Consider the following 26,067-nt stretch of genomic DNA (forward strand, 5'->3'; position numbering starts at 1 on the left):
ATTTATGGAAACAGGTAAAATATTTATGGCTGAAGATGACGCAGAGGACAGATCCATTATTCTCGAAGCTATGGAGCATATTCAGGCTTCACATATCATGTTTTTTGCCGAGAATGGTGTGCTGCTGCTCGATCTGTTGAACAAACATTATCAGAATAACGAACTTCCCTGTTTGATCGTGCTCGATCTGAATATGCCGAAGATGAATGGCACGGAAACGCTTAGCCATATCAAGAACGATGAGCGTTTCAGGAACATTCCGGTCATTATTTATTCCACTTCCATCAACCCGTTCGAAAAAGATAAATGTATGCGCCTTGGCGCCCATTCATACATTACCAAACCAATTTCTTTCACCGACGGCATTGCAACCGCCAAAACTTTCTGTGAGTTTTGCCGGCCAGGGTCGGCCAACTGACCGAATTTGCCTGCGCAGCGTTTCCCTTTATGGCCTTCGATGCTACCAGTTCGTTTACTCATCTCTCCCGATGGTCTACGCTCTCCGGGAATGGCGCTAACCCCGCGGTAATTTTGTAACTGTAATTCATCAGTACATCATTACTCATTTTCGGTAACTTCCCCCAAAGAAGAACCCTGGCTATTTTCAGTAAGATAGCCGCTATTCTGGTCATTGTATTATTTTTTGCCACCACGGCCCTGAACATGCGTTTTGGCGGCTGGCGCGGCTACCCCGGTCACTGCGGTGCATACTATTATGAGTGCTGCGACCGCCTGCCGGCAGTAGTGCTGTCAGGCTTTTGGTTATGGAAAGGACATGTGCTGCGAAAGAAGTTGAGAAGGAGTTAGTAAGTTGTTCAGTTATGCAGTTGTTGGTTCAGAAAATCTGGTTCAATTTAATCACTTATGAACTGAATAACTGAACAACCTGTTTTAATGAAGGTCCCGTACCACCTCCGAACCGGAGCCTCCGCGCAACACATCGAGGTCGGCCCCAAGATGTGCCTGCTGCACATGATCGATGTAAAACTTTACATAACCGCGCGTTGCCATGGGAGTGGGGGACTGCCATTGGGCTTTACGGGCGGTCAGTTCTTCCACCGGAACATCGAGGTGCAGTTTGCGGGCGGCAACATCCAGTTCTATCATATCACCGTTCTGTACAAGCGCCAGTACACCGCCAATGGATGATTCGGGCGATACATGCAGCACAACCGTACCGCCGGCTGTACCGCTCATGCGGCCATCCGAAATACGCACCATGTCCTTAACGCCTTTTTGCAATAGTTTAAGGGGCAGGTCTACGTTGCCCACTTCCGGCATACCGGGGTAACCAACCGGACCTACTCCTTTTAATACAATTATACAATGTTCATCGATATCGAGGTCGGGATCGTCGATGCGTGCATGATAGTCTTCTATGTTCTCGAACACTACGGCCCGGCCGCGGTGTTTTAATAAATGCGGTGAAGCGGCCGAAGGTTTTATAACGGCCCCGTTCTCACATAAGTTGCCCTTCAGCACGGCCATACCGGCATTCTGCTGCAATGGCGCCGCCGGTGTGGCGATCACATCATTGTTATAGCAGGTAGCTACGGCGCTATTGTCGCTGATGCTTTTCCCGTTAACGGTTATGGCCTTGTTGTGTAACCACGATTGCATTTCCTTTATGATCACGGGCAAACCGCCGGCATAATAAAAATCCTCCATCAGGTATTTACCCGATGGTTTCAGGTTAAGGAGTAAAGGCACTTTACTGCCGATGGCATCGAAATCTTCCAGTGTAAGCGGTACTCCCAGGCGGCCGGCAATGGCCAGCAAATGAATGATGAAATTAGACGAACCGCCGATAGCTGAATTAATGACAATGGCGTTCTCGAAAGCGGCGCGGGTGAGTATCCGCGATAGTTTCAGGTCTTCCCGTACCATTTCAACGATGCGGCGGCCGCTCAGTTGCGCCATTACTTTTTTGCGGGCGTCAACGGCCGGAATGGCTGCGGCCCCGGGTAATGTAAGCCCAAGCGACTCGGCCATACAGGCCATGGTGCTGGCGGTGCCCATGGTCATACAATGCCCCTGGCTGCGCGCTACGCCAATTTCTACTTCATTGATATCCGCGGCGGTATAATTTTCAACGTTTTGTTTTTCTTTTATCAGCCAGTTGAAGGAACCGCTGCCGATGCATTCGCCGCGAAACCGTCCGTTCAGCATAGGGCCGCCGGGTACAACAATCGTGGGCAGGTCAACGCTGCAGGCGCCCATGATGGTCGAAGGCGTTGTTTTGTCGCACCCTGTGAGCAACACCACGCCATCGATGGGGTTGGCGCGAATGCTTTCCTCCACATCCATACTGGCGAGGTTGCGGAATAACATGGTGGTGGGGCGCATAACGGTTTCGCCCAGCGAAGTAACCGGAAACTCCAGTGGAAACCCTCCGGCTTCGATAACGCCGCGTTTTACCACTTCGGCAATGTCGCGCAAATGGCCATTACAGGGGGTGAGCTCGCTCCAGGTATTGCAGATACCGATAACGGGTTTGTTCTGGAAATAATCATCCGGGTATCCCTGCGTTCTGAACCACGACCGGTGCACAAATCCCATCTTGTCACTTTTACCGAACCAGTCGGCGCTACGGAGTTTTTTGTTATTTCTCATTGCTATTAATTATAATTTGTACTTGCATGGTGCTATTCGTTATTCGGCAATCGGCAATCGTGAAATCCCGACAAGTCGGGACAGGCTGGCAAACGTGAAAGCCCTATACTCGTGATTAATAACTAATTTCACCATGGCCCTGTTTCTCAAACTGTCCCTTTCAATTCGCCGTTCAACCTGTTAGCTATTAATTGAGGTGCTGTACTGAGTGCCTTTATCACCTCTATCAACATTTCAACTATTTGTCACACTGTTCCACATAGGAATCCTTGTCAACCTGTTAACCCGTCAACTTTTCAACTTACTGTTTATCCCACCACACCCTCGTGCTCAGCATATCCGGTCCCTGGCGGCTGATCGCTTCATTCACATTATTCGTATTCACGCTCAATTCAGAAGTAGGGTAGGTAAGCCTTCTTATGAATGTGTTATTGGGTACATCGGGATTATTCGGTTGTCCATACGGATTGGGTGTAAGTGCCGGAAAGCCACTTCTTCTGAAGTTAGCAAAAGCTTCCGGTCCGTTCAAAAATGATGCGATCCAGTATTGCGTATTTATCTGTTCCAGTTCACTACCGAAGGTAAGCGGGTTGGCGGCAACGTAAGTGTCGCGGTCGGTGGCGGAAATGGCGGAATTGGGGTCATAAACCGCCATCTGGTCCATATGCGCCCTGATGCCATCGGCAAAATAGCCGGCGGCGGTACCGGTGGTGATCCATCCGCGGAACCGGGCTTCGGCCAGCAGCAGGTTGGTTTGCGCCGCTGTTACCAGGAATACGGGTGAAAAGGTTTTCACTATCCTGCGGCGGTCAACCTGGCTGTAATCATAAAAACTGGCGAGCCCATCGGCGGTAGCGGCAGCCCCAATGGTGCCATTGTCTTTTCCTATAGGCATTCCAATCTGTTTTGCAGGGTCGGTAGAGCCAATGGCCACTGTTTGGGTAGCGCCGCTGCTGGCGCCCACATACCTGATGGCGATCGCCTTCAACCGCGGGTCGTTGGTGCTCTTCAACTGGTCAACGAACGGTTTGGCAAGGTAAAAGTTGGCCGCCTCGCTGCCATTGAGCGTAGCTCCTATGGGTTGTGTGAAGTTGGCGTCATGGCGAATATAGGCATTGTCGGAATTGGCGGTAATGACGCCCCCGGCCACAGCCGCCTGCACGGTGCTTTGCGCTTTGGCCGGATCCACTTTACTCAAACGCATCCCGGCGCGCAGCAACAGCGAATAAGCGAACTTTTTCCATTTGGCCACATCGCCGGCATACAGCACATCACCGGTTTCAATGTTGCTGGTGGTAGTAAGGGCTGCTGCCGCTTCGGTAAGTTCCTGGATGATCTTTGCATATATGTCCTGCTGGCGATCGTATTGGGGAAACAGGATGCGCTCTGCGAAACCGGCGCCGCCCTGTGAATAGGGAATATCTCCATACTGATCGGTAAGGATCATAAATACATACGACTGGTAGATCCGCGCCATGTTGTACATGTTGGTGCGGGTTGAAAGATCTTTGGAGCGGGTCAATGCGTCGTAGGTGTTCTTTATCACGCTTTGATAATAGGCTGTCCACATTGGTTGCGTGGTTACATCCCGGCTGTCCTGGTTAAAATTGGCGCCTGCCAGAACACCGCCATTGGGCGTTACCATCTGTTGTACGATGCCTACGTCGAATACCAGCGATTTTACCGGGAACGAAGTATTGATAATGGCCTGGTTCAGCAGAATGGCCGGGTCGAGCGAAGTGGGATTGGTCTCATTCACATTCAGGTCGCTCAACCCCTTTTCACAGGAAGCAGAGAAGCCTAAAAGGAAGACCAGCGTTATATATTGTGCGATCTTTTTCATGATGCAAGGTGTTAGAATTTAATATTCAGATTTAAGCCAAGGCTGCGGGTGGTTGGTAAACCGGGTGATTCAAGCCCTACCTGGTTGTCGGAACCAAACCCAAATGTTTCGGGGTCTATATTGTCGACCCATTTCTTCAGCATCAGTACATTGTTGGCTACGAGGTCGAGTTTCAGGCCTTTTACGGGCCATTTAGCCGGAATGTATTTGGTAAGGTCGTAACCCAGCGACACCTGCCGCAGCTTCCAGTAACCGCTGTTATAAATAACCGGCTCCACTATTTGTTGCGTACGCAGGTGTTCCCAGTAGGTTTGCACCGCTGCAACGGCGTTGTTGGGATTGCCGTTGACATCTACGCCGGCGCCCTTTACACCGCCTACACGCCCTTCAAGCGTTCTTTTGTGCAGGCCATGGCGGATGGCATTGAAGTTGGTGCCCGACAGCATCTTTCCGCCCAGTTTGTAATCGATGAATACGGTAAGGTTAAGCCCTTTATAATTGACGGTGTTCAGAAAACCGCCTACCCATTTGGGCAATGCGCTGCCGAACAATACAAAATCGGGGGTGCGCTGCGGTAAGCCGTTCGATTGAAATATCTGTTGTCCTTTTAAATCGCGGTTGTATCCGTAACCGGCAATCTGTCCCATTTCTTCACCTACCACATGCCGGGTTTCTCCGTTGAACACATGCGTACCGGTGGTTATACGCTCACCTGGTTTGTCTGAGATAATGCTTAGTACTTTGGTAATGTTGTACGAGGTATTGGCCGTAAATTCCCAGGTAAGGTCGGCTGTTCTTACCGGTGTAAGGTTCAGCATGGCCTCAAACCCGTAGTTACGGCTTTTACCGCTGTTGATCGGCGTATTCAGATAGCCCGATGCATCTGAGATCTGTACCAGTACAATCTGATTGCTGGTGATCTTCCGGTAGGCGGCAAGGTCGACTATTACCCGGTTATTGAACATCCGCATTTCCAAACCCGCCTCCACTTCGGCTACCCGGCTGGGTTTCAGGTTCGGATTGGGTAATGTAGTACCGGAGGCATTGTTGCTGATATTGCTGGTGCCTACAGGTACCGGCTGCCCGTTGGGGTTGGCGATGAAATTTGCATTAGGGGTATAAAAAAGCTGGTTCGAATAGGGTTGTACATCGCCGTCGCTGCCAACCTCTGCGTAGCCTAACCGAAGTTTACCAAAGTTCAGCCAGGTAACGTTCGGGAGGTGTTCCGAGAATACATAACTACCCGAAACCGAGGGATATAAAATACTCCTGTTTTCAGGGGCCAGCGTGCTGAACCAGTCGTTACGCAGTGTACCGGTAAGGTAGTAGGTCTGGTTCAGGCCCAGTTCGGCCGAACCGTACAGTGAGTTAACGCCCTGTTCTATTCTTGTATATACCGGGTCTTTACCGCGGCCGTTCTGTACCGTATAAATTCCGCGGGTTATAAAATCGGTGACCACTACGTTGTTTATATCCGACCGTTTACGCATGCGGTTACCGCCTGCGTTGATGTTTACATCGAGGCCGTCGAATTTCTTATTGGCATTCACCAGGAAATCGAGATTGGTTTCGCGGAAGCGGCGTGATTCCTGGGTGTAAATGCCGTTCACAAATCCCGGTGGCGCGGCGTTGCGCGAAGCCTGGCCGGTAGGGAAGTTGTTCACGTCCTCATCGCGCGCCCAGTAATCCTGTCCAAACCTGCCCTGCACACTCAACCACGACAACAGGTTGTATTTAAGTGCCACATTACCGAAAATGCGGTCGCGTTTAATATTATGGAATTGTTCGGCCATAACCCAGTAGGGGTTGGTGCGGTTGGTGAACCTTGTCCAGGGATACTCATTTCCCTGCGCATTGTATTTATTTTCATCCAGCACCTTTAAGGGCATGGAGTTGGCCAGCGCCATCAGGGTGGTGGGTATGGAATTATCCTGGTTGGCGATATTTGGCGGGTTCTTATTGATCTCGCGGGAGTAGTTCACATTACCGGTCAACAGCAGTTGTTCAGATAAATTATAACTGAAACCGAGGTTCATCGATTTGCGGTTGAATGAATTGTTCGGCATAATGCCTTTGTTATCGGTATTGTTCAACGATAACCGCATACCGCCTTTTTCGTTACTGGCTTCGAACGCTACGGTATTGGAAAGGTTTTGACCATTGCGGTAAAATTCCTTGATGCGGCTGCCTTGCGGCTGGTAAGGCACGGTGAGGTTATTGAACAGGATATGCGTCATACCGGGTTCAAACTTTTCACCGAACGACCACTGGCCGGAAGTGGGGTTGGGGGTGGTGGGCCGAACGCCGTTCTCGCCCTGTCCGTATTCACTCTGGTAATCGGTGAAATCGAGCGGGGTGTCGTTGGTGTAATTCAGGTTGTATGTAACACCGATACCTTTTGTTTTTCCCTTGGTTTTTGTGGTGATCATGATCACCCCGTCTTTTGCGCGCGAGCCATAAAGGGCTGAAGCCGGTGCGCCCTTTAAGATGGTCATGCTTTCAATATCATCGGGGTTGATGCTCGATAACCCATCACCGCCATCGGCAAAAACGCCGCCGCCTTTAACGGAGATGGCATTGTCGTTGAAGTTGGTGTTATCTACCGGTACGCCGTTGATAACGATCAGCGGGTTGTTTTGTCCGGAAATTGAAGATTGCCCGCGGATGCGGATCTTGGACGTACCGCCCGGCCCGGTGCCAAGCGAAGAAATGTTTACGCCTGCCACCTTGCCCTGCAGGGCATTCATCACATTGCTGGTGCGGTTCACGGTCAGTTCTTCCGGTTTAACGTTGGTAGCGGAATAACCGAGGCTGCGGGCCGTCTTTTTTATACCAAGTGCCGTTACGATCACTTCGCCGAGGTTCTGGTTATCGGCTGTGAGGGAAACATCCACTACCGAACGGCCTTCAACGCCTACTTCCATACTTTTAAAACCAACAGAGCTGAACACCAGCGTGGCATTGCTCCCGGCTGAGGGCGGCACCTGTATGGTGTATTTGCCTTCTGCGTTTGTTGAGGTTCCCTGTGATGTTCCTTTTACTATAACAGAAACCCGGGGAATTATTGTACCTTTTTCATCGGAAACTGTACCTGTAATAGTTTGAGCATGGGTAACGGAAAGGAATAAATGTAAAGCGAGAAGCAGCCATAACCGCGCATAACGGGGAGGCCTGCCACTGGTATACTTTTTCATACCGGCAAGTTGTTTTGGTGAGTAATCGTTGGTTAATGGTGTTCCACAAATGTGTGCGGTGAACAGCAGGTGTGGCACACCTAACATTAAAAGGAAAATTATCTGGTATTGGTATGAAAAACTTCCAAAATAAAACTACGTTGGATATTGTACAGGCCGGTTGAATAAATTTCCTTTCTTTATATAAAGGGGGCCACACCTAAACGCTGCGAACAGGAGGTGTGGCACACCTGAACTGACGAACCAGAGGTGCGCCCACACCTGCATATAAAATGCCATATGAATCAATTTGTTCTGCAATATGGTAAATCAAACGAGCTGCTTTTATTCCCGCATATTCTCGAAGTGGGATTAAAGAAGAATGCATCTGTTTCATTCAACACTTTTTTAACCACGGCCACCGAGGGTTTGAGGCTTTATTATATTATAGAAGGCCGCTTCGAGTGGCGGATCAATAACCAGCCTGTTATTCTATATCCCGGCGATGTGGCGGTAATTATGCCCGGCGTTCCCTTTGGCAGCGATAAGGGCAACCTCGAGGTCGGCGCTTTTACCTGGATCCACCTCGGTATTCAAAAGCTCGAAAACGGACAGGTTGTACCGGGTAAATGGAGCGGCCTGTCAGACAGCGAAGGCGCGGCCATTGGCAAGATCTTATTACTGAACCCCTCACCGGTATTGAGCCGGTTCAGCGAAGCCGGAAAGATCCTCAAATGCATTCAAAGCGAATTGTTCAGCACCGAAGTGGCTTACCAGGCGCGCGTCAATCACCAGCTCGATGAATTGCTTATACAGGTTACCCGGCAGTTGACGCGGCAAAATCATTCCGCCCGCGACTTCCCAAAAACTTTTATGCACCTGGAGGAGATGTTGCGCCAGAACCTGGCGCATCAATGGACCGTGGAAGAAATGGCCGCCCTGGTTGGAATGGGCACTACGTTATTTACAGAAAAAGTAAAAAGCTATTCGGGATTTTCACCCATCAATTACCTGATCAATATCAGGATCTCTGAAGCCATCAGGTTGTTGAAGCGGCCCGATATCACTGTGACCGATATTGCGCTGGACACGGGGTTCTATTCGTCGCAGCATTTTTCAACCACTTTTAAAAAGCTCACCGGTTACCGGCCGAGTGAGTTCAGGAATAATCATTTGCGTAATATATAATTACCATACACATGAAATGCATCATTACAATAGAATTGGGCACAAACGGGATAAGGATGTTTGCCTACGACCTCGATGGAAAGGTTATCGGTTCCATGAGGGGCTACTATCCAACATTCCATACCGAGCCCGATCACAGTGAGCAGGACCCTGAACAGATATTTATTACCACCCTGTATGTGCTGAAGAATATTCTGAACGAATACATCCATCCAAAAAAATATAAGGTTGCCAGCATTTGTTTCTGCGCTTCCATGCACAGCGTGCTGGCGGTCGATAAAAACGGCAATCCATTGGGCAACGCCATTACCTGGGCCGATAACCGGGCCAAGAAGGAAGCGCAGGAACTGCGGCGTTCAGAACTGGGGAAGAAGCTCTATGCGGCCACCGGTACACCCATTCATCCCATGTCGCCCCTGGTGAAGATCGCCTGGATAAGGGAGCATGATGCCGGCCGCTTTAAACAAACCAGCAAGTTCCTCGCTATAAAAAGTTATATCATTCATCAACTCACCGGTGAGTACATGATCGATTACAGTATTGCATCTGCTACCGGGCTGATGAATATCCATACCATAAAATGGGAAACCGACGCCCTGCAATATGCTGGCATAACGGCCTCAAAACTGCCGGGGCTGGCGCCGGTATTTACCAGTGCCGGAAAACTGAAAAAAGCCTATCAGCAGTCATTACGTTTACCGGCCGATACAAAGATCCTTATCGGCTCCAGTGACGGCTGCCTGGCCACTCTGGGCGATGGCGTAAAAGGCGAGGGGAAGGCCACCATAACCATCGAAGACAGCGGCGCCGTGCGGGTAATGGGACCGGCCGTATTGAAAGACGATAAAATGCGCTTCTTTAATTACCTGCTTACTGATAACTGTTATGTTTCCGGCGGACCAACCAATAATGGCGGGAATATCTTTGAATGGTTCACGCGGCAGTTCGGTGATTTTACCAATCCATTCGATATAGAGAACAGCATCGGGCAATTGATGGAAGAAGCGTCCAAAGTGCCTGCAGGTTCCGATGGGTTGCTGTTCCTGCCATATTTATTGGGCGAACGCGCGCCTATCTGGAATGCCAATGCCCGCGGCGCCTATTTCGGGTTGAATATAAAACATGAACGCAAACATTTTGTGCGGGCTACCATCGAGGGCATCATGTATGAGATCTACAGCATTGGCAAAACGCTGGGTGAGCAGCGAAATATCAAAAGTTTGTCGGTGAACGGCGGTTTCGGTACCATTCCTTTTTGTACCCAGTTGATCGCCGACCTGTTCAATAAACCCGTGCGGCTTCGCCGCCAGTTTCACAGTGTAAGTTTTGGGGCTTTTCTATTAAGCGCCACCGAAATGGGGATCTATAAATCACTCGATGATGCCGCCAAAACGGTTGAACTGCCCGATGTATATAAACCCAACAAACAGCATCATGCCATCTATGCCGATTACTTTACCATTTTTGAAAAGCTGAGTGCAAAGTTGTTCGATGAGTTCGAGGCCATAGATGAATTGCAGCATAAGTATGCCGTTAAGTTGACGAGTTAACGGGTTGACGAGTTGACCAGGAGGTTTTCACCTTTGCCGTTTCCCGTTTCACGATTGCCGTTATACGATTCACGATTCACGTAAAACTGTCATATGAAAAATAAGGTCCTTTTTATAATTCTCCTGCTGCACGGCACCCTGCTAAGTGCACAACAGGTAACGCTCACGCCCGAACAGATCAAAGCGCTCACGCCCGAATGGAAAGGCGAGCGGTCTGCCGACGGGCGGCCGCATGTTCCCGATAAATTATTGGAGCGTTTAAAGCATATCAGGCTCGAAGAAGCCTGGGGCATCTTACGCAACAAAGGATATATGAACCAGTTCGAAGGCGACTGGATGGTGCTGCATACCGATTCGGCCATGACCGGCCGCGTGGTAACGGCGCAATACCTGCCGTTACGGCCCGATGTAGATAAACTGGTGAAGGATAAAGGCAAAGCGGAGGGCCGCATTGGCGCACCCAATTCATGGCCCATCGACGTGCTGAAGAAAGGAGATGTATACATTGCCGATAGTTATGGGAAAGTGATCGATGGCACCCTTATCGGCGATAACCTCGGTAACGCCATTTACACAAAGTCTGCCCGCGGCGTGATCTTCTATGGTTCGGTGCGCGATATAGAAGGGCTTGAAGAAATTAAAGGTTTCAACGCCTGGATCAAAGGATACGATCCTTCGTATATACAGCAGATGATGTTAGGCGGTATCAACATCCCAATACGCATTGGCAGGGCCACTGTTTTGCCCGGTGATGCGGTGCTGGCGAAAAAAGGCGGCGTGGTATTTATTCCTGCTCATCTGCTGGAAGAAGTAGTGCTCAATGCCGAGTTTATTGCATTGCGCGATGCATTCGGTCACCAGCGGTTGCGTGAAGGAAAATATACACCGGGACAAATAGATACGCAGTGGACCGGCGAGATCAAAAAAGATTTCCTGAAATGGCTCGATGCAAATCCTGATAAGCTGCCAATGAGCAGGCAGGAGTTGGATTCGTTTATGAAAGACAGAACGTGGTAGGAAGTTGTAAGTAGGAAGTTGTAAGTAATAAGTAATAAGTAGTAAGTAGGAAATACGAAGTAGGAAGTAGGAGGTACGAAGATTTGAGGTAAAAGAAAAAGTTTGAGTCTTAAAGTTTCAACCTCTTCCTACATCATACTTCTTACTTCTCAAACATAATAATACATATCATCAACTGATAAACAGAAATTAAATCAAATAAGTATGAATCCCTCTCAAAAGATCTTAGAGAAACTCGGGCTGAAAGACCCCGATCCTTTACAGGATAATAATCCAATCGACCAGGCACACAACAGCCGCCGTTCATTTATAAAGCGATCGGCCCTGGGTGGTATTGCGCTTGGCGGACTAAGTACGCTGTTGCCCATAGAAGACATCATTGCGCAAACCACGCAGAAGGTAAGCCGGTATTCGAACCCGTCTGATCTGAAGATCACCGATATGCGCTATTGCATTGTTCAGAACGTTGGCCGTACGCCCATCATCCGCATCGATACCAACCAGGGCATTTATGGTTTGGGCGAAGTGCGCGATGGCGCCGACGAACGGTATGCGCTGATGTTAAAAAGCCGTATTCTGAATCAGAATCCCTGTAACGTGGAAATGTTGTTCAAAATGGTGCGGCAGTTTGGCGGCCATGCACGGCAGGGCGGCGGTGTATGCGCGGTGGAAATGGCCCTGTGGGACCTCTGCGGCAAAGCATACAACGTACCGGTGTGGCAATTGCTGGGCGGCAGGTACCGCGATAAAGTACGCATCTATGCCGATACGCCAGAAGCGGCCAGCTTTGATGAGTTCAAGGCAAAGGTGAAACACCGCCTCGAAGACCAGGGCATGACCTGGCTGAAAATGGATATCTCCATCGGCGAAGTGAAAGGGCAGGAAGGCGCACTCGTGAACAGTAAGTTCTGGGGCAGCAACCTGGCGCAATGGCGCGGTGGTTATATGGACTATGCCAATATAAAACATCCTTTTACCGCCATACAGATCACCGACAAGGGCCTCGATGGCATGGCGCAGATCGTGCACGATGTACGTTCGGTAGTAGGGTATGAGATCCCGATCTCGAGCGACCACTATGGTCATTTCGATCTGAACAATGCCATTCGCTGGGGTAAAAAGGTAGAACCTTACCGCCTTGCCTGGCTGGAGGATATGGTACCCTGGGAATACACCGATCAGTTCAAAAAAATGTCCGATGCACTGGAAACACCTGTATTGACCGGTGAAGATATTTACCTGCTCAGCGGTTTCAAGCCATTGATCGATGCGGGCGCCGTTGATATCGTTCATCCCGATCTGGCCACAGCCGGCGGTATACTTGAAACAAAACGTATTGGCGATTATGCCGAAGAAAAGGGTGTTGCCATGGCCATGCATTTTGCCGGCACACCGGTATCGTTTATGGCCAATGTGCATTGCGCGGCGGCAACACAAAATTTTCTTGCGCTGGAACATCACTCGCTTGATAACCCGTGGTGGGAAGGCCTGGTAAAAACAACTGATGGCCGCAAGCTGTTCGAAAAGGGATATGCGAATGTGCCGCTCACAGCACCGGGGTTAGGTATTGAACTGGTGGAAGAAGAAGTTAAAAAACATTTGCTGCCAACCAATAAAACCTATTTCGCGCCAACACCGGAATGGAATGATGTACGTTCTCACGACAGGTTATGGAGTTGAACGCGGAACACTTAACGCGGAACGCAGAACGCGGAAGGCAAAACGCGGAACGCAGAACGTTGAAGGCAAATCAGGAAATAACCGAAAAAATAATTTATCTCGATGAAGCGATCAGCTTTTTTTTACGGCCTTTCTGCCGTCGCCCTGGTATTGTATGTGATATTGGCTTTACGTGCGGTGCATGACTGGGCGGGTTGGGTGTTGGCGTTGGGTTTTATAAGCCTGGCTATTGCGTTCCGGGGTAACCGGTTCCTGCAGGGATTGTCATTTACCGTGCTCATATTTGCCGTTGTGACCATTGCCCTGTATCACCCGGAATATTTTCTTCAATGGGGCGGCTTCAAATTGAGCGAACTGATCATTCCCCTGATACAACTGATCATGTTTGGAATGGGCACAGCCATGAGTGTAAAGGATTTTACGGCTGTGATCAAACATCCGAAAGGGGTAGTTATCGGCGTTATGAGCCAGTTCGTCATTATGCCCTTTGTGGGTTTTTTGCTGGCGTCTGTTTCCGGTTTCCCGCCTGAAATTGCCGCCGGTATAGTGCTGATCGGTTGTTCGCCAAGCGGACTGGCCTCTAACGTTATGTCATACCTGGCAAAAGCCAACCTGGCATTATCCATAACCGTCACCTCCATCACTACCTTACTGGCGCCATTTGTAACCCCGTTACTGATGAAATTGCTGGCAGGCGCCCTGGTTGAAATAGACGTACTGAAAATGATGTGGGATATTTTCAAAATGATCATCATACCGATTGGCGCCGGTTTATTATTCAACAAACTGCTGAGCGGCAGATCTAAATGGCTCGATGATGCCATGCCGCTTGTTTCCATGTTCGGCATCGCTTTCATTCTCGTCATCATCGTTGCAGCGGGCCGCAATAACCTGCTGATGATCGGGCCGGCTTTGATTGTTTTGGTATTTATCCATAACAGCTGCGGTTACCTGCTTGGTTATTGGGCGGGCCGGTTGTTCAAACTACCGGAACGGGATTGCCGCACGATTGCCATTGAAGTGGGTATGCAAAATGGCGGACTGGCTTCCGGCATCTCCAAAGAAATGGGAAAGATGGCAACCGTTGGGCTGGCGCCAGCTGTCTTCGGACCGTTGATGAACATTACCGGTTCGGCACTTGCCAGCTGGTGGCACAATCATCCGCCGGAGACGAAAGAGGCAGCGCATAGCGAAGAGCGCCCGGTGAAATCGAAAAGCATTCGTTGAACGATACATGCGAAGTAAGATGTTAGAACCAGGAAAATGGATGACCAGGTATGATAATAAAGATCTATAAAATTAAAGCGCTTTGTACTTCTTACCTCATTCCTCTTATTTCAGATAAAAAGAATCTATATGAATAAAATATTTGTAATAAGCCTGCTAATTGTAATTGTAAGCTACGCAACAACCACGCAGGCGCAGCAGATAACGCGCGATCAGCTCCTTGCTTTAACACCTGAATGGAAAGGAGAACGTTTTGCAGATGGCAGGCCCAAAGTGCCCGACAGTCTCCTCGATCGAATGAAACTGGTAACGCTGGAGGAAGCCTGGGCGGTGTTACGCAACGAGAATTTCAAACACCAGTACGATGGCGAATGGAAGACCATCAACCCCGACAGCGTGCTGGTAGGCCGTGCGGTAACGGCCATCTTTATGCCCGGCCGGCCAGATATCCATCGGGTTATCGACAAATTCGGCATTCGCGACAAACGCGTGAAATCGCAGAATAGCTGGCCGATCGATCTGCTGGTAAAACGTGACGTTTATGTCGTTGACCAGTTCGACGCCTATGAGGATGGGCCTACGATCGGCGATAACCTCGGTAATTCGATTTATGCTAAAACCGGCAATGGGATCGTATACGATGGCGCCGTTCGCGATGTGAAAGGGTTGAAAGAGATCGGTGGTTTCACCTCTTTTTTTCGCAGTTACCATCCTTCGCATCACCTGAACAATCCCGATGGCGACCTGAATACCACGCTCGTTGGCATCAATCAGCCTACCCGTATTGGCAAAGCCACTGTTATGCCGGGCGATATTGTATTGGGCCGCGATGGCGGTGTCATCTTTATACCGCCGCACCTGGCAGAGAAAGTGGTGAAAACTTCCGAGATCGTACGGCTGCGCGATATGTTCGGTCACCAACGGTTGCGCGAAGGAAAATATACGCCCGGACAAATAGACACACGCTGGAGCGAAGAAATAGAAAAAGATTTTTCGAAATGGCTCAATGAGCATATCAATGAACTGCCGGTTTCAAAAAGCCAGATCCAGGAGTTTCTGAAAGGAAGAACATGGTAGTTTATAGTTCACTGTTCATAGTTTATTAGGTATTGAGTTCCTGAGTCGGGCTTTTACATATAAACTGAATAACTCAATAACTGAATAACTGGTGTATGCATAAAATAAAATTCAATGACACAATTTAATTCAAGACGCTCATTTATATCAAAGGCCGCTATTGCCGCCGCCATGACCCCATTCGCCGCCTTATCCACCTTCGGCCGCGAATACGAACAGGCGGTGGACCGCACGCCAAAAGCGTCGCCGCCAACCAATTTAAAAATTACAGAGGTAAAATGCGGTTATATCAGGGGCAGCCTGTTTGTGAAAATATATACCAACCAGGATATCTGGGGGTGCGGTGAAGGCGTTGACGCCATTCCCGGCACCTATCACCTGGTAAAGAATTTCGGTGAACGCATCAAAGGCAAAAGCCCGTTGAATGTGCACCGCCTGTTTGAAGATATCCGTAAATCGGGTTTCTTCCAGGGCGCGCAGTCCGGCATGTATGTGGCGGTTTTGTCGGCCATCGAAACCGCTTTGTGGGACCTTGCCGGCAAAGCGCTTCAGTTGCCCGTTTACCAGTTATTGGGCGGTAAGTTCCGCGATAAGGTACGCGTGTACTGCGATACCGCGTTGTATCAGCGCAATCTGCCCATCCCGAAAGACTTTGCCGATGCCGCGCTGGCCGCAAAAAAGATGGGCTTTAATGCCATCAAGTTCGATCTCGACCAGGCGAATGATCCCAATAAATATGATTACTATAACTGGACAGCCAGCGCCGCCGAGTTACAGCGGATGTACGACCAGCTGGCCGCAGCACGGCAAGCGGTTGGGCCCAATATCGATATCTGTGCAGATATGCACGGGCGTTATGATGCGGTAACCGCGCAGGCTGTTGCCAAAAAAGTAGAAGGGTTGAACCTGATGTGGCTGGAAGAACCGGTGCCTGCCGAAAATGTAGAAGCGTATAAACTGATCACCGAATCGACCAGTACGCCCATCTGCGCCGGTGAAAATCATTACCTCGCTTATGGTTTCAGAAGAATGCTCGAGATTGGTGCGGTAGATATCGTGATGCCCGATCTGCAAAAATGCGGTGGGCTGGGCGAGGGGCAGCGCATTGCCAACCTGGCCAATTTGTATTACGTGCCATTTGCACCCCATATGGTGGCTTCCTTCCTCGGCGCCATGGCGTCGGCGCATGTTTGTGCTTCCGTGCCTAATTTTATGATCCTCGAATGGCAGTCGTATTTTCATACACAACCCATGTTCAAAGAGATCGTTACCTACGATGGCGAATGGGTGAATAACAGTTTTATCACGGTTAGCGACAAACCGGGTATCGGCGTTGAGATCAATGAAGCCGCGATGAAAAAATATGCCATCCCCGGTATCCCATTTTTTGAATAACCGCCGAAAGCGTAAGGCTGCGTTCCGCGTTGAGCCTATTCCCTGGTAATAGGGCCGATCTCCGTTACACAAAGCCGGTCTGTAGGTTCTTCAGGGAATTGCATCCCGTAAAAATAATATAAGGAGTGAAAGCGACTGATTGCAGTTCATAGATTTGCAGATTTTGCCGATAAGCGTGTCGTTTTGAGCGATAACCGTGTAACTGGCCATAGGCGCGGCCTATGATATATCATTAAAAGATAATTCGTAATTATAACCTTTATGATCCTGTTATTATAAGATACACCAACTCGCTCCAATAATACCGGAACACTGCAACTTAAATTTACGGGTATTCATTTCTATTCTTCATTAAAAACAAGTCACATGAGTAAGAAAATGCTGTTTTCTATGGCCATACTATTGGCTGTAGGTTCCGGGGCCTGTAAAAAATCGGGCTCCGGCAAAAATGATACCCAGGATGATAATGCCGCAAAAGTGTATGCGCACATTCTCGAGCTGGGTTTTCCCAAAAGTGAGATCGTGAACAAACCCGATGTATTTGTGGTAGAGGGAGACATCGTATTTCCCAAGAACATGCGGGTGCCTTCTGAAAAGGTAAGGCCGGAGCAATACTATACCGGCAGCCTGGTGTCTGCAACCAAGGTGGTGAACATCCGGCTGAAGGTGGATGCATCGATGACATCGATGCAGTCGGAGATCAATTCGGCCATCAGTCAGTGGAACAGTGTTGCCAATTGTAAGATCCACTGGACGGTTGTTACCGGTACTTCATACGATGTACTGATCGTTAACAGCAACCTCGGCAATGGGATATGCGGGCAGGGCACCTTTCCTTCAGGCGGTAATGCCGGCGGCACTATCTGGATCAACAAGAACTATATTGCCGGCAACAGTTTTGCACAACGGGCACGCACCATTTGCCATGAAATGGGCCACAACGTTTCTTTAAGGCATACTAACTGGGCGGCCCGCGGCGAGTCGGGCGCCACTGCGGTGCCGGGCGTTGGTGGAACAGACGCGTCATCGCTGATGAATGGCGGGCAGTGCGGAAGCGGAGCCACGGTTTTGTCCACTAAGGACAAGCAGGCGGCTGCGGTATTGTACCCGCTATAAAATGCATGGAATGAGAAATGAAGCATTAAGAACAGAGAAATTAAAAAGGAAATACAACATTGCATTTTGAATGTTTAGTGAATGTCCGGAAATTGAGGTTCACTTTTCATTTCTAATTTTTCATTCTTCATTTCTCATTTCTCTCCTGAATTATTAATAAACCGGAGATTAAACCCGCCCTGGCATTCATAGTAATAACTTCTGCGTTCCTTGCAGTAGGCAATGGGTGCGCCCTGCTCCTTCATAAATGATAAGTATTCGTATAATAAACTTTCAGAGATGTTCAGCCTTTCTGCAAGTTGTTTTGGTGTGCCGGTCCCTTTCATGCGGATAAGGCGATCGATGTTCTGCAACCGGTCGAAATAATGTTTTGGCATATAAGATAAGTTACATCTGTTGAGATAAAACGTAGCGGGAATACATGTTTACCCCAGGTAATACAGGAAATCATGTATTCATTGCCGTGATTCGCCGGGAAGGGTTTCCAAATATAAAATAATAATCCCTGTTTGGGAAGTTTCTCACATTGAACATGGCGCGTGATCTGCAGCTTAAAAATATTTCACTTCCCCTAAGTGTTTTTTCATTTGCCTGTATCTGAACTATTTATACCCGGTGTTTGAAAAAAAAGCGGGTAAACGGCACTTTGTTTTCGCCCCGTGCCAAAAACAGGTATGCCGTTGGAAATACCTGTATCGAAATTATCAAACACAAAAAAGTTACCTTATGAAACAGATCTACTCTTTAATCACCATCCTTTTCATCTCAATCGCTGCTGCACAGGCAAAAACCGTTATCACTTTTACCGCCTGGTGGGGCAACTGGTCTACCGCCTCCAACTGGGACCTGAACCGGGTTCCACAAAATGACGATTCTGTTGTGATCCCGCAATGGAAAGGGGTGGTATTTGACAAGGCCGATACCCTGGCCAATGTGTATATAAAAGTAATAGGTGGCCTTACCATACAGAAAAAAATGAGATTAAGCGCTTCATCTGTTATTGAATTGACCGGTACCGGCAAACTGAATGCCTGGGGCGCTCAGCGGAATGTTGAAGAGATCTCGATCGGTGGCGTGAAAAAGTATGATGAAAATGCGCCCTATTGGGTTTTCGGACCAGCATTTGCTGCCAGCAATTCAGGTGTTGCTCCCAATGGTTTTAACTTAAGCGTGCTGCCTGTTCTTTTCAAAGGATTCTTTGTAGCAAGAAGCAATAACAATGTGCTCCTGAACTGGAGCACTGCCCAGGAATCGAACAACAGCAATTTTGAAATACAACGCAGCCTCGATGGCAGCAGCTGGTCGACCATCGCCATCATGATGGGCGCCGGTAATTCAACTACAGTACAACAGTATAATTTTACCGATAAGAATATGACCGCACCGATTGCTTACTATCGTATTAAACAGGTAGATACAGACGGTAACTATGAATATTCAACCGTAAAATCGATCCGCGTAAATGAAGCTGCGCCCGCAACCCGCATCTATACCAGTGGCAATACAGTGAACATCGAGTTCAATAAAGAAGTAACGAACCCCATCACAGTGCGTATAATCAATATGAACGGACAGGTAGTTGGGCAACGTCATCTTCAACAGGCTTCTTACCGCATCACTATGAACATGAACAACAGCGTTAGCGGAATGTATCTGGTGCAGCTGAATGATAACGCAGGTTGGAATGAAATAAAGAAAGTGGTATTATAAAATAGGGTACGTTTCATCTGGTTACTTTTACACCCGCCCCAGTGGCGGGTTTTTTTATGCGTGTTATAATAAAAACAGCGCCCCGGCAACCGGCCGGGGCGTTTTGTGATCTATGGTTACTTACTTCGTTATCTGAACTCTTGATACCTGTACCAGTACCGAATCTTTGTTTTGAACCATCCCGTTCAGGAGATTCCGGTTAAAGTAATTCGGCATTGGCTTCGAAGAATGGGTGAAAATGTTGCAATTACTTTTTACCGCATATTTAAGAAGAGGCAGATAATAATCATTTCCCGAAATAATAATTGGATAGGTTTGGCGGTACTTTTTACAGTTCCCGCCGGCGCTCTCGCAAATATAATAGGGGTTATATTGTGGTACCTGGGTATGCAATAACATGCAATGGCCCAGGAAGGTGTCAGGCCCGGGCATATTGGTTGAATCGGGGGGCGACACCAGCATTTCCTTATCAGTTTTGCTAACGATGTTCATAATGGTTCCGTTCAGTTTCACGCGGTTGTTCTCAAGTAATTCCATGGTAGAATTGATGCCATGATCATTTGAAGACTTTTGACCATATTGAAAATGATTCACATAGTCAGGGAAATTGCGCGTCATAAAATCTTTGATCATATTCGGGTCACGGTGTTCCTGCCCGGTAGTATACAACACCAGGTCGTCGATCGACATGGTGTTAACGGGTCTGTATTCATTTGTATTTTTCTCCTGTTCAGGATTGGCGATGTCTGTACTGTTATCCTTGCTGCAAGCTGCGAAAAGTAAAACTGATAAAAGTGCCGGTACGAGGTTCTTTGTTGTCATGTTTTGTTATTTATACCAATACAACCTGGCATTTTGAAAAATTCCTATCGTCGCGCAGAAAAAATTTAAAATATTTTTTGGCAGCTCACATAGTACTAAAAGCTAATATTGTAAGAAACGTACCAACTGTATTTGAAAAGCTGGTCGGGGAAAAGGTCAAGATCATAATCTGTATTGTCGGGGGCGGAGAAGCGGGTTGTATATTCATCATTAGCCTGGTCCATTACATGCACACCGGCGCTGAGTCTATGCTGCCAGTATTTCCAGGGCTTTAAATAGAAAGTACCGTTGATATTTACCCGGTTATACGCTTTCCCGCGATAAGGCGCAATGATCGTATACTCTTCATTGGGGTTCGAAGGAATGCCCGATGGCGTGGTTATCCAGTCACCGGTATGAAAATGCCAGAGCACGCTTGTTTCCAATGTAGGTTTTGGCCGGTAACTCACTAGGATGTTCAGGTTGTTTCGCCGGTCATACCGGTAAGGTTGCTCTTTACCGTTGTTCAGGCTATCGAACTGGCGCCAGCTCCAGCTCAGGGTATATGACAACAACGCTTTCCATTTTGTAAACTTTCTTTCGGCAACCATTTCAAGCCCATAACTTTTGCCTTTACCGGTAACGAGATTTTTCTCTATGGCATCATTGTAAAAAAGCACATTGGCTTTTTCAGAAAAATATACCAGGTTGGTCATTTGTTTATAATAAACATCCGCCGAAAAATTTATCAACCGGTTATTCTTATACTGGTAACCCGCATTGATCATTTTACTAAGCGCCGGCAGTAACCGTTCATTGGCCGGCAGCCAAAGCTCGCGGTTGATACCGGGATACATACTGGTTACCTGGTGCAGCCACTGACCAATATGGCTATAGGATATATGTAGTTGCTGTTTGTTATTGAGCCGGTAACTGGCGAAGAGCCGCGGCTGTATGGAAGGATTATTATAGTTCTCCGTTACATATGCATTCGCATGAATGCCGGGCCGAATCAGCAGGTGCTGCCCGATCCTGATCTCATTCTCATACCATACGGATACATTATTGAACGACAGTTTGGATAAGGGACGAAAGTTCATTTCTTCTTCTTCAAATGCTGTAGTTACCAGCGTGGTGTAAGGTTTAATTTGCACATGCTCAAACCGGCTGCCAAACTGGAATTGCAGGCTGGGCGAGGCGGTTATTTCCCAGGCGGTTTTTGCTTCAAAACGATTGCCTTTTGAATAATTATTGAATACGGTATTACCGTTAAACGGTATTCCCGTACCAACGGCAGGCGTAACAATATATTTCAAGGCAACATAATTATCGAAATCGCTGAAATTAAGCGTTGTATTGGTAAAGGACCGTTTGCCGGTAACTGTATTTAAGTTGATGGTAAAAAGGCCGTTGCTCCATTTTTGCAGGTAATCGCTGTTTTCCTGGGTTAACTGCAACCGGTCGTCGCCGGTATAACGGGAGATCAGCAGTTTATTGTTTTTATTGATCCGGTGGGTGAGTTTAAGATGTATATCGTTGAATAATGCGTCATAGGTAAGCAGGTCGTTATTGCCGGCATCGCCGAGGCTATGGCGAACAGAAGCCATCAGGGCGGTACGTTCTTTTTTAAGCGGCCCTTCAACCGAAACGGAGGCGGAACTGAACCCGAGAGCGCCTTCTCCGGTCCAGCGCTGCATGTTCCCGTCTTTTGTATTGATGGCTGTTATAGACGAGATAGCGCCGGTATACCGGCTGGGAAAATCATTTTTATATTGCCGCAGTGATTTTACACTGGTATTACTCACTACGGAGATCTCGCCCAGTAAATGCGCGGGATTGAAAACGGGATTGCCATCCAGCAGCAAAAGGCTTTGTCCGGGCTCACCGCCGCGAACGATCAGTTTGCCGCCCGTTTCCTGGCTTTCCATATTGCCCGGTAATAAATAAACGGCGCGTACGGGATCGGTTTCCCCCAGCATATTGCTGTACATACCCGATCGGTCATTATCCAGTTTGTTACCGGCGTCGCGTTTCAGCGTGTTACTGGTATTTACCTGTATTTCGGGTAGGGTTATGGGTGAAAGTATGAGGTTGAACCGGGTATCTTGGGCCAGGTCAACGTCAACAGTACGTGTCGAAAAGCCGGTGAATGAGATCTCGAACGTATGAGCACCTTCAGCAAGTTCCATACTATAGAAACCGGCGATATTCGATTCGCAAACAGTGCCGGTTGTTTTATCCCGCACGGTAGCATAGGGGAGTGGTTCACGGCTGCCTTCCTGTTGTATAAAACCGAAAAGTACAAGCTTTTCAGGAAATGCATCGGGTGGTAGTGGCGTAGTAGCCGAAGCAATGAGGATCTTATTGTTCTTTTCTATTACGTTTACCCGTTGTCCTTTTAGTATTTTATTAAGTACCGCGCCAATGGTGGTTTCGCCGCCCGGGAGGTTGATCCTTTTTGTTGTATCGAGGTTCGAGGGCGAGTATTCGATATTTACCCCGCAATAGGACACCAGTTCATGTAACAAGGCATGCGCATTTCCGCTGGCTGTTTTGCAAACAAACTTTGTTTTTAATAAATGATGCTGGGCCGTGGCGCTATCTGCCAGGCATACGCCAATTGAGAGCAGTAATACGCGAAGGATGTTCATGCTTATAGGAAAGGTGCTATTGCCGGTTTTTATTGTTTAAATAATATTACTGTATCGTTTTCTTTGCGGTGACTGACATTGGCAAGCAGCCTGATCTCATCGAGCACGGCATCGATAGATTGTTGGTTGAACCGGGCTGTAATAGTTGGCATTACCGGTTGTTTGAGTAATGAACTGTCTGCCGTTATGTTAATGCCGAAATGATGCGAAAGGGTAGCGGCCACCTGGTCAATAGGGGTGTTGTCGAATTGCAACAAACCTGTTTTCCATGAAAGAAAGTTGGGATCGTTCAGGGTTTTGATCTCAAAACCTTTTGCATCCAGTTTGCTGTATTGTTGGGGGGTAATGATATGTTTTTCACCGTTGCCGCTTTTATCAGTGAACTGCACTTTGCCGGTGGTTACTATCAATTCATCCTGCCGGTTGGTGGTATTGATGGTAAAAGATGTACCCAGCACTTCGAGGGTGGCCCGTACTGTTTGAATACGGAAAGGATGGCCGGCGTCATGTTGAACCTCAAAAAAGGCTTCCCCTGTTAATGCTACTTCCCGTTCTTTACCGGTAAAGGTTTGGGGATAAGAGAGCGTAGCGCCTTTGCGCAGGCTAACCTGCGAGCCATCGGGCAGGGTAATGGACAAATTGTTTTGTTCCCCTTTAGCGACCTGCAATCCGGGTGTGCTTTTCCGGAAAAATAACAAGCCTGCAATAAACAGTATTCCCACTATGGAGGCCGCGGCCGCCAGGCGGGTGATCATCCGAATGGGCGCCTTTTTGGTGCCATGGTCGAGTCTTTGGTCAATTTTATCCCATGCGGCTGTTGTATCATATGTATTTTCCGTTAATATGGCGCCCGATTCATTCCATACTTTTTCCAGCTGCCGGTAAATGGTATCGTGTGACGAATTTTCTGCGCGCCACTGCTGCAGGCTGGCATTTTCATCGGCGTTTGCCTGGCCCTTCAGTTCTTTTTCAATAAGCGCGATTATATATTCGGGTATTTGTATCATGTGTCGTGTGTTGATAAGACAGGGAATTGTAAAAAACTCCTAATGTTTTGGTTAGAATCTGATGAAAAAATAGGTAAGCACCGGTCCAAGCCAGTTTTTAGCTTTTGAAACAAAGGCTTTCAGCAGTTTCATGGCCTTCCAGGTTTGATTGTTGACGGTTTTGATGGAAATACCGAGTTGGTCGGCTATTTCCTGGTTGCTTAAATGTCCCTGTCTGCTTAAAAGGAAAACCTCCTTGCATTTTTCGGGAAGCTGCTCTATCCCTTTTTTCAGCAATTCCCGGTAATTGGGTAGGTCCGTTTCATCAGGTTCTTCTTCCACACTCCAGTTGATCTCCGATTCCTCTGCCAGCTCTTCATTGGAAAGGGAGGCGAGCGGCATGCGCTTTTGCGCGCCCAGATGATTGAAACAGGTATTTCTTACCGCGCGGTACAGGTATGCGCGTATTTGCGGCGAATCAATAACGGACTGGTGTTTTTCCCAGATGCGCACAAACACGTCCTGAACAATATCCTCGGCGGTATCATGGTCTGCTACAAGCGTGTAGGCATACTTGCTAAGCGGATCATAGAATTCCCCGAAAAGCAGCTTGAACTGCCCGTACAAATCATTTCGATTCACAAGAATAGGTTTTGAATAAAAACACTGGCAAACCGGGTGACGGTTTACCCGGCTAAAAACGAAAGATATGGCTTTTTGTTTTTGACGGTATCTTTCTACCTTGCACAAAAGCATCCAATCATTTTAATATTTTCAGATGAAAAATATTCCTACTTTGTATGAATGGGCCGGCGATCTGAATACGTTCGAGACGTTGTTTGAAAAGTTTTACGATAAGGTTGTAAAGGATGAATTGTTAGGCGAGGTGTTCAGGAATATGTCGCCGGAGCACCGGACCCATGTGGCGCATTTTGTAGCGGAAGTTTTTGGCGGCGGGAATTTATATACCAATGATGGCGGCAGTCATGCGCAAATGGTAGGCAAACATATTGGCAAAATGTTGACGGAAGAAAAGCGGCAGCGCTGGGTGCAGTTGTTATTGCAAACAGCCGATGAAGTAGGGTTGAAAAGCGATCCCGAATTCCGGTCGGCATTCGTAGGTTACCTCGAGTGGGGCAGCCGCATAGCGGTCATCAATTCGCAGTTGACCGAAAACCCGATGCAGTTGGCCGAACCAATGCCCAAATGGGGCTGGGGCGAAACGGGCGGGCCGTATGTACCGGAATAATGGTTGAATCAAAATAAAAAAGCATCCGGGACTTATTCGGATGCTTTTAAATATGGTTGTTTACAACTTTTACTTCTTCTTTTTAAATGAATCGGGAATCCCGTATTTTTTAATTATCTTTTTTGCTTCATCTACTTTTTTTCTAATTACAGGATCTTTACTGTAATCCCTTAGTTTTTTAACTATGGTTACATTTGTTTGAATCTTATTTATTGCTGCTGAAGACATAGGCTTCTAATTTTCTATTGATATAAAATTACAATATTTATTTTAGGCTGGCCATAAAAGCATGGTAATTTACGTGTTTTTCGAATGGCTGCCATACACCGCTAATAAGGCCCTCAATTACAAATAGTTGGCTGATCTCATGCCAATTGGCAAATATGCCGATTTGATAAAGTCTGGTTCTGGAGGGTGTACTGCCTTTCGCAAATATTATAGCTTTGGGATAGTGTTTTATAAACTCAATTACCGTTGCTGCTACTGTTGCCATTACTTTATCCCGATCATGATTATTGCTTCTGACCTTGTCATCTATTCCCTGTTCAAATTCACTCCAATCACCAAATGCCAGGTTAAAAAGGTTATCGCCAATTGCCTCAAAGTATACAACTTTCTTAATGCTGCCGTTAGGCCCTTCACTTAAAAATTCGAATGTTAAATGCTCATTAGTTGATACTAAAGGATATTTATTAAGGTTCATATTGTATTATACAAAGGACGTTTCTTTCCTTAAAGGTTTAACGTAAGTGAGAAATGACGGGAGGTGTAATTGTTGGTTGGAATTTTGA

21 protein-coding genes are annotated in these 26,067 nt (G+C 47.8%); 11 read left to right on the forward strand and 10 right to left on the reverse strand.

Annotated elements, in window-relative coordinates; all coding sequences use genetic code 11:
• The first annotated feature begins 4 nt into the window (after positions 1-4).
• On the forward strand, positions 5-418 hold the full coding sequence (locus tag A4R26_RS00790) for a response regulator (protein WP_081158657.1): 414 nt from the start codon (positions 5-7) through the stop codon (positions 416-418).
• A gap of 473 nt (positions 419-891) precedes the next feature.
• Here the strand turns inward: A4R26_RS00790 and A4R26_RS00800 are convergent, their stop codons facing one another.
• The 3 genes from A4R26_RS00800 to A4R26_RS00810 form a co-directional block, all read right to left on the reverse strand.
• Positions 892-2,613 (reverse strand): IlvD/Edd family dehydratase, encoded by a 1,722-nt coding sequence (locus A4R26_RS00800; RefSeq protein ID WP_081158661.1) that lies wholly within the window; start codon positions 2,611-2,613, stop codon positions 892-894.
• Positions 2,614-2,914: 301 nt separating this feature from the next.
• Positions 2,915-4,456, reverse strand: coding sequence for a SusD/RagB family nutrient-binding outer membrane lipoprotein (locus A4R26_RS00805; RefSeq protein ID WP_081158663.1), 1,542 nt, complete (start codon positions 4,454-4,456; stop codon positions 2,915-2,917).
• An 11-nt stretch (positions 4,457-4,467) separates the two neighbouring features.
• Positions 4,468-7,650, reverse strand: coding sequence for a SusC/RagA family TonB-linked outer membrane protein (locus tag A4R26_RS00810; protein ID WP_081159417.1), 3,183 nt, complete (start codon positions 7,648-7,650; stop codon positions 4,468-4,470).
• A gap of 279 nt (positions 7,651-7,929) precedes the next feature.
• On the opposite strand from A4R26_RS00810, the gene A4R26_RS00815 reads away from it, so the two are divergent.
• From A4R26_RS00815 to A4R26_RS00850, 8 genes are all read left to right on the forward strand, one after another.
• Positions 7,930-8,817 (forward strand): AraC family transcriptional regulator, encoded by an 888-nt coding sequence (locus A4R26_RS00815; protein WP_081158665.1) that lies wholly within the window; start codon positions 7,930-7,932, stop codon positions 8,815-8,817.
• Positions 8,818-8,828: 11 nt separating this feature from the next.
• A complete protein-coding gene (locus tag A4R26_RS00820; protein WP_081158667.1) occupies positions 8,829-10,367 on the forward strand; it encodes a gluconokinase in 1,539 nt (512 codons plus the stop codon).
• Positions 10,368-10,460: 93 nt separating this feature from the next.
• The gene (locus tag A4R26_RS00825; protein ID WP_081158669.1) at positions 10,461-11,384 is read left to right on the forward strand and encodes an RraA family protein; all 924 of its coding nucleotides are present in this window, start codon (positions 10,461-10,463) and stop codon (positions 11,382-11,384) included.
• A 204-nt stretch (positions 11,385-11,588) separates the two neighbouring features.
• A complete protein-coding gene (locus A4R26_RS00830; protein WP_081158671.1) occupies positions 11,589-13,064 on the forward strand; it encodes a mandelate racemase/muconate lactonizing enzyme family protein in 1,476 nt (491 codons plus the stop codon).
• Positions 13,065-13,166: 102 nt separating this feature from the next.
• Entirely contained in the window at positions 13,167-14,291 is a 1,125-nt protein-coding gene (locus A4R26_RS00835; protein WP_081158673.1) for a bile acid:sodium symporter family protein, read from the forward strand.
• 129 nt (positions 14,292-14,420) lie between these two features.
• Positions 14,421-15,368 (forward strand): RraA family protein, encoded by a 948-nt coding sequence (locus A4R26_RS00840; RefSeq protein ID WP_081158675.1) that lies wholly within the window; start codon positions 14,421-14,423, stop codon positions 15,366-15,368.
• Positions 15,369-15,482: 114 nt separating this feature from the next.
• On the forward strand, positions 15,483-16,763 hold the full coding sequence (locus A4R26_RS00845) for a mandelate racemase/muconate lactonizing enzyme family protein (protein ID WP_081158677.1): 1,281 nt from the start codon (positions 15,483-15,485) through the stop codon (positions 16,761-16,763).
• A 366-nt stretch (positions 16,764-17,129) separates the two neighbouring features.
• Positions 17,130-17,879 carry a M57 family metalloprotease gene (locus A4R26_RS00850; protein ID WP_081158679.1) on the forward strand — a complete coding sequence of 250 codons (750 nt, stop codon included), beginning with the start codon at positions 17,130-17,132 and terminating at the stop codon, positions 17,877-17,879.
• Positions 17,880-18,013: 134 nt separating this feature from the next.
• Here A4R26_RS00850 and A4R26_RS00855 read toward each other — a convergent pair whose 3' ends face one another.
• Positions 18,014-18,256, reverse strand: a complete 243-nt coding sequence (locus A4R26_RS00855) for an HTH domain-containing protein (protein ID WP_081158681.1) — start codon at positions 18,254-18,256, stop codon at positions 18,014-18,016.
• A 349-nt stretch (positions 18,257-18,605) separates the two neighbouring features.
• Here A4R26_RS00855 and A4R26_RS00860 point away from each other — a divergent pair, with 349 nt between their 5' ends.
• Positions 18,606-19,589: a T9SS type A sorting domain-containing protein gene (locus A4R26_RS00860; protein WP_081158683.1), complete on the forward strand. Its 984-nt coding sequence runs from the start codon at positions 18,606-18,608 to the stop codon at positions 19,587-19,589.
• A gap of 120 nt (positions 19,590-19,709) precedes the next feature.
• On the opposite strand, the gene A4R26_RS00865 is transcribed toward A4R26_RS00860, so the two are convergent.
• From A4R26_RS00865 to A4R26_RS00880, 4 genes are all read right to left on the reverse strand, one after another.
• Entirely contained in the window at positions 19,710-20,411 is a 702-nt protein-coding gene (locus tag A4R26_RS00865) for a hypothetical protein (RefSeq protein WP_081158685.1), read from the reverse strand.
• A gap of 95 nt (positions 20,412-20,506) precedes the next feature.
• Complete coding sequence (locus A4R26_RS00870; RefSeq protein ID WP_081158687.1) at positions 20,507-23,041, reverse strand: TonB-dependent receptor; 2,535 nt, start codon at positions 23,039-23,041, stop codon at positions 20,507-20,509.
• Between the two features lie 29 nt (positions 23,042-23,070).
• On the reverse strand, positions 23,071-24,048 hold the full coding sequence (locus A4R26_RS00875; protein ID WP_081158689.1) for a FecR family protein: 978 nt from the start codon (positions 24,046-24,048) through the stop codon (positions 23,071-23,073).
• A 51-nt stretch (positions 24,049-24,099) separates the two neighbouring features.
• Positions 24,100-24,669 (reverse strand): RNA polymerase sigma-70 factor, encoded by a 570-nt coding sequence (locus A4R26_RS00880; protein WP_165760110.1) that lies wholly within the window; start codon positions 24,667-24,669, stop codon positions 24,100-24,102.
• Positions 24,670-24,805: 136 nt separating this feature from the next.
• Between A4R26_RS00880 and A4R26_RS00885 the strand changes: the two genes are divergently transcribed.
• Positions 24,806-25,276 carry a group II truncated hemoglobin gene (locus A4R26_RS00885; protein ID WP_081158693.1) on the forward strand — a complete coding sequence of 157 codons (471 nt, stop codon included), beginning with the start codon at positions 24,806-24,808 and terminating at the stop codon, positions 25,274-25,276.
• A 69-nt stretch (positions 25,277-25,345) separates the two neighbouring features.
• Here A4R26_RS00885 and A4R26_RS34715 read toward each other — a convergent pair whose 3' ends face one another.
• Together A4R26_RS34715 and A4R26_RS00890 are read right to left on the reverse strand one after the other, a co-directional pair.
• Positions 25,346-25,504 carry a hypothetical protein gene (locus A4R26_RS34715; protein ID WP_165760111.1) on the reverse strand — a complete coding sequence of 53 codons (159 nt, stop codon included), beginning with the start codon at positions 25,502-25,504 and terminating at the stop codon, positions 25,346-25,348.
• A 37-nt stretch (positions 25,505-25,541) separates the two neighbouring features.
• On the reverse strand, positions 25,542-25,979 hold the full coding sequence (locus tag A4R26_RS00890; protein ID WP_081158695.1) for a DUF6934 family protein: 438 nt from the start codon (positions 25,977-25,979) through the stop codon (positions 25,542-25,544).
• Positions 25,980-26,067: the final 88 nt, after the last annotated feature.

The sequence above is a fragment of the Niastella populi genome (assembly GCF_002078015.1).
GTDB lineage: Bacteria > Bacteroidota > Bacteroidia > Chitinophagales > Chitinophagaceae > Niastella > Niastella populi.

Excerpts from the sequence above, each read along its gene's own strand:
- A4R26_RS00890 (WP_081158695.1), bottom strand. The coding sequence starts at position 25,979 with ATGAACCTTAATAAATATCCTTTAGTATCAACTAATGAGCATTTAACA.
- A4R26_RS34715 (WP_165760111.1), bottom strand. The coding sequence starts at position 25,504 with ATGTCTTCAGCAGCAATAAATAAGATTCAAACAAATGTAACCATAGTT.
- A4R26_RS00860 (WP_081158683.1), top strand. The coding sequence starts at position 18,606 with ATGAAACAGATCTACTCTTTAATCACCATCCTTTTCATCTCAATCGCT.
- A4R26_RS00885 (WP_081158693.1), top strand. The coding sequence starts at position 24,806 with ATGAAAAATATTCCTACTTTGTATGAATGGGCCGGCGATCTGAATACG.
- A4R26_RS00830 (WP_081158671.1), top strand. The coding sequence starts at position 11,589 with ATGAATCCCTCTCAAAAGATCTTAGAGAAACTCGGGCTGAAAGACCCC.
- A4R26_RS00875 (WP_081158689.1), bottom strand. The coding sequence starts at position 24,048 with ATGATACAAATACCCGAATATATAATCGCGCTTATTGAAAAAGAACTG.
- A4R26_RS00850 (WP_081158679.1), top strand. The coding sequence starts at position 17,130 with ATGAGTAAGAAAATGCTGTTTTCTATGGCCATACTATTGGCTGTAGGT.
- A4R26_RS00790 (WP_081158657.1), top strand. The coding sequence starts at position 5 with ATGGAAACAGGTAAAATATTTATGGCTGAAGATGACGCAGAGGACAGA.
- A4R26_RS00820 (WP_081158667.1), top strand. The coding sequence starts at position 8,829 with ATGAAATGCATCATTACAATAGAATTGGGCACAAACGGGATAAGGATG.
- A4R26_RS00870 (WP_081158687.1), bottom strand. The coding sequence starts at position 23,041 with ATGAACATCCTTCGCGTATTACTGCTCTCAATTGGCGTATGCCTGGCA.
- A4R26_RS00825 (WP_081158669.1), top strand. The coding sequence starts at position 10,461 with ATGAAAAATAAGGTCCTTTTTATAATTCTCCTGCTGCACGGCACCCTG.
- A4R26_RS00835 (WP_081158673.1), top strand. The coding sequence starts at position 13,167 with ATGAAGCGATCAGCTTTTTTTTACGGCCTTTCTGCCGTCGCCCTGGTA.
- A4R26_RS00865 (WP_081158685.1), bottom strand. The coding sequence starts at position 20,411 with ATGACAACAAAGAACCTCGTACCGGCACTTTTATCAGTTTTACTTTTC.
- A4R26_RS00805 (WP_081158663.1), bottom strand. The coding sequence starts at position 4,456 with ATGAAAAAGATCGCACAATATATAACGCTGGTCTTCCTTTTAGGCTTC.
- A4R26_RS00815 (WP_081158665.1), top strand. The coding sequence starts at position 7,930 with ATGAATCAATTTGTTCTGCAATATGGTAAATCAAACGAGCTGCTTTTA.
- A4R26_RS00840 (WP_081158675.1), top strand. The coding sequence starts at position 14,421 with ATGAATAAAATATTTGTAATAAGCCTGCTAATTGTAATTGTAAGCTAC.
- A4R26_RS00845 (WP_081158677.1), top strand. The coding sequence starts at position 15,483 with ATGACACAATTTAATTCAAGACGCTCATTTATATCAAAGGCCGCTATT.
- A4R26_RS00855 (WP_081158681.1), bottom strand. The coding sequence starts at position 18,256 with ATGCCAAAACATTATTTCGACCGGTTGCAGAACATCGATCGCCTTATC.
- A4R26_RS00810 (WP_081159417.1), bottom strand. The coding sequence starts at position 7,650 with ATGAAAAAGTATACCAGTGGCAGGCCTCCCCGTTATGCGCGGTTATGG.
- A4R26_RS00800 (WP_081158661.1), bottom strand. The coding sequence starts at position 2,613 with ATGAGAAATAACAAAAAACTCCGTAGCGCCGACTGGTTCGGTAAAAGT.